Genomic DNA, 2,857 nt, shown 5'->3' with positions numbered 1-2,857 from the left:
CCATTTCGACTTCCGCTACCTCGTGCGCCTCGAAGGCCCGCTCGCCGACCGCGGGCCCGAGGGCGAGGTCGGCGACGTCCGCTGGTTCACGCCGAGGGAGGACGCCGGCGAACTCGACTGCGTCGCGGCGGCGATGAAGAAGCTGCGGCGGACGAATATTGCCTAAGGCGCCGCCCTGAGCGCCGCGATGTCGCTGCGCGCACCGGGCAGTGCCAGGGCGACCTGGAAGAAGGCCTTGATCGAGCGGCGCATCCATTCGCTCTTCAGGCAGGCGACGTAGTCGGTGCTGCGCAGCCCGTCGCCGGCGATCGGGATGGTGACGAGGCGGGCCGCACCATGCGCTTCCAGTTCCCAGACGATGCCGATGCCGAGCCCGGCGCCGACCGCCTCGCACAGGGCCTCGCGGCTGCCGAGTTCCAGCACCGGCCGCGGCGCGGCGCCGGCCCTGGCGAGCGCCTCGTCGACGAGGCGCTGGGTCATCGAGCCGTCCTCGCGGCCGACCATCGGCTGGCCGTCGAGCTCCGCCAGGTCGATCTCCGTCCGCTCGGCCCAGGGATGGTGTCGAGCGACGATGACGACGCCCTTATGGTGCCAGAGCGGCACGGCATGGATCTGCGGGTGGCCGTCGACCCCGGGAACGATGGCGATGTCGGCCCGGCGGTCGAGCAGCTCCTGGCGCACGAAGCGGCTGTTGCCGAGGGCGACCGAGAGGCCGATGCCGGGATGGCGCGCGAGGAAGCGCGCGAAGATGCCCATGACGATGTGCGGCCCGTCGACGGCCAGCCGCAGCTGCCCCTGCTCCAGCTCGTGCGAGGCGGCCAGTGTCTCGCGGATCTGCTCCTCCAGCCCCGCCAGCCGGCGCGACATCTGGAAGAGCCGGGCGCCCAGTTCGGTCAGCTGCACGGAGCGGCCCTGGCGCAGCAGGAGCTTGACGCCGTAGCGCTCCTCCAGCGCCTTGACCTGGATCGTCAGCGCCGGCTGGGTGACGCCCAGGACCTCCGCCGCGCGCGAGAAGCTGCCGGCGCGGGCGACCGCATCGAAGGCGCGGATCTGCGTGTAGATCATCGCCAACTATAAAAATCGTTTACAGGGTAGCTCAAACTCTAAATTTCCCTAGCGGTTCGCGGGCACCCATGATCGTCCGGGAGAGATCCGCGGGAGACGGCATGGCCGAAGGACTGAAGCGGGCGCTGGCGCTGGCCGCCGCCGGGCGCGAACGGAGCGTGGCGGCGCTGGCCGACCTCGTGCGCGTGCCGAGCCTGACCGGGGAGGAGGGGGCCGCCCAGCAGCACCTCGCGGCCCGGCTGCGGGCGATCGGCGCCGAGATCGACCTGACCGAGCCCGACGTCGCGGCGATGTTCGAGCGCTTTCCCGCGGTCGCCCAGTACCCGACCCACTGGCAGCACGACCTGATCCTGCCCTACGACCGGCTGCCGACCGCCGCGGCGCTGCGGCAGAGCGGGCTCGAGGACGTGCTCAACTATCGCGGCCGGCCGAACCTCGTCGGCATCCTGCGCGGCACCGGCGGCGGCCGCTCGCTGATCCTGAATGGCCATGTCGACACCGTCACGGTCGAGCCGCGCGGCGAATGGACCAGGGACCCGTTCGGCGCGGAGATCGTCGACGGCCTGATGTACGGCCGCGGCACGTCCGACATGAAGGGCGGCCAGATGGCGGCCCTTATGGCGCTGACCTGGCTCGCCGAGGCGGGCGTCCGGCTGCGCGGCGACGTCCTCTACCAGAGCGTCGTCAACGAGGAGCATGCCGGCAACGGCACGCTCGACCTCGTCCGCCGCGGCTTCACCGCCGACGCCGCGATCGTGCTGGAGCCGACCAACAACACCATCTCGGTCAGCCATCCGGGCGGGCTCTACTGGCAGGTGCGGGTGCCCGGCACCCAGCGCTCGCCGGGCGCGCGCTGGTCGGACGGGCGCCAGGACGGGGTCAGCGCCATCGAGAAGCTGCCGGTCGTCATCGGCGCGCTGCTGGCGCTGGAGCAGGGCTACAACGCCCGGCGCAGCGACGACCCGATGGAGGCCGGGCGCGCGCCGTTCGCGCTCGTCATCGGCAAGGTCCAGGGCGGCCACTACGAGACGGTCACGGCCGGCGAGGCGGTGCTGAAGGGCGGCACCTACTTCTCGCCGGCGGCGGGGGACGTCGGCGACATCATGGACGGCTTCCGCGCCGCCATCGACCGCGCCAACCAGTCGGACCCCTTCCTCGCGGCCAATCCGGCACGGCTGGAGTTCCTGCACCACGACGACAGCACCCGCCAGAGCCCGCAGATCCCGCTCGCCCGGCATATCGGCGAGGTGGTGGCGCGGCGCGGCGGGCGCGGCGAGCCCTGCCCCGGCCCCTTCTGCTGCGACATGCGCCACCTGGTGAACCAGGGCGGCATCCCGACGGTCATCTTCGGCCCCGGCACCATCGCCCAGGCGCACAAGCCGGACGAGCACATCCGGGTCGAGGAGTATCTCGAATCGATCGAGCACCTGATCGAGTTCATCTGGCACTGGTGCAACGAAGACGCGGAGCCTTCGGCCGCCGGCCGCTTCTAGGTCCGGCACGCAGGACGGCAATCCGCCGATGCGACGAGCGCGACGAACAGGCGACCGGCGACCACGGCATCCGGAAGGGAGACCCGAGGCATGATGACGAACCTGACCAGGGCGATCGCGGCGGCCGTCTCGATGACGGCGCTGGCCGGCGCAGCCGCAGCCCAGTGCCCCAAGACCGGCGGCACCCTGACCTACCTCTACCATCCCGAGCCGACCGCGCTGTCGACGGTCGCGACCTCGGCGGTGCCGGTCGCCATCGTCGCCACCAAGATCTACGAGAGCCTGCTCACCTACGAGGG

The 2,857-nt window shown here is 71.6% G+C and carries 2 protein-coding genes and 1 pseudogene; 2 read left to right on the top strand and 1 reads right to left on the bottom strand.

Features of this window, described 5'->3' with window-relative positions; genetic code table 11:
• Window positions 1-162 precede the first annotated feature (162 nt).
• Window positions 163-1,065 carry a LysR substrate-binding domain-containing protein gene (locus ACE3Q3_RS20930; protein WP_374449207.1) on the bottom strand — a complete coding sequence of 301 codons (903 nt, stop codon included), beginning with the start codon at window positions 1,063-1,065 and terminating at the stop codon, window positions 163-165.
• A 101-nt stretch (window positions 1,066-1,166) separates the two neighbouring features.
• Here ACE3Q3_RS20930 and ACE3Q3_RS20925 point away from each other — a divergent pair, with 101 nt between their 5' ends.
• Both ACE3Q3_RS20925 and ACE3Q3_RS20920 read left to right on the top strand, forming a co-directional pair.
• Window positions 1,167-2,558, top strand: a complete 1,392-nt coding sequence (locus ACE3Q3_RS20925; RefSeq protein ID WP_374449205.1) for a M20/M25/M40 family metallo-hydrolase — start codon at window positions 1,167-1,169, stop codon at window positions 2,556-2,558.
• Window positions 2,559-2,648: 90 nt separating this feature from the next.
• Window positions 2,649-2,857 (top strand): annotated as a pseudogene (locus ACE3Q3_RS20920) (ABC transporter substrate-binding protein); the annotation flags it as partial.

It is taken from the genome of Allostella sp. (genome assembly GCF_041913585.1).
GTDB lineage: Bacteria > Pseudomonadota > Alphaproteobacteria > ATCC43930 > Allostellaceae > Allostella.
Note: the sequence above shows the minus strand (reverse complement) of the source record. Positions and strands in the feature narration are given on the sequence as shown.

Bases quoted from the DNA above. Each gene is read 5' to 3' on its own strand.
- ACE3Q3_RS20930 (WP_374449207.1), bottom strand. From the start codon at position 1,065: ATGATCTACACGCAGATCCGCGCCTTCGATGCGGTCGCCCGCGCCGGC.
- ACE3Q3_RS20925 (WP_374449205.1), top strand. From the start codon at position 1,167: ATGGCCGAAGGACTGAAGCGGGCGCTGGCGCTGGCCGCCGCCGGGCGC.